This is a genomic window from Chitinophaga sp. 05T412 (assembly GCF_056396465.1).
In genome coordinates this window covers 1-476 of sequence record NZ_JBFTLN010000079.1, presented here as the reverse complement: position 1 = coordinate 476, position 476 = coordinate 1, and the positions used below count along the sequence as shown (strand labels likewise).

General features: G+C 73.7%; 1 protein-coding gene. It reads left to right on the top strand.

Going from position 1 to position 476, the window contains the following annotated elements; translation table 11 throughout:
* The coding region (locus AC1DFM_RS34755) for an aldehyde dehydrogenase family protein (RefSeq protein ID WP_477081377.1) at positions 1–476 on the top strand (476 nt) is incomplete at both ends.

The window sequence follows — 476 nt, the reverse complement described above, 5'->3', positions numbered from 1 at the left end:
GAGTCGCCCAGCCCGCGCGTCTACGGCGAGACGGCTGCGGCGGAGGGCCTGACCGCCTACGAAGCGCATCTCGGGCAGCCGTATGCCGCCCTGTCGAGCCAGCCGACCGACGGCACCTTCGTCGGCAGTGAGGTGTCGCCCTACGGGCCGACGCTCGGTGCGACCTACCCGGCTCTCGACGTCGACGCCGCGTTCGAGGCGGCCCGGGCGGCCATCCCCGCCTGGCGCGACGCCGGTCCGCAGGTGCGCGCCGCGGTGTGCGTCGAGATCGTCGACCGCATCAACAAGCGCAGCTTCGAGATCGCCAACGCCGTGATGCACACGTCGGGGCAGCCGTTCGTCATGTCGTTCCAGGCCGGCGGTCCGCACGCGCAGGACCGCGCCGTCGAGGCGGTTGCCGCTGCGCTCGTCGAGCAGGAGCGCGTGCCGGCCTCGGTCGTGTGGGAGAAGCCGGGGCGCGACCGCGAGGGCAACCC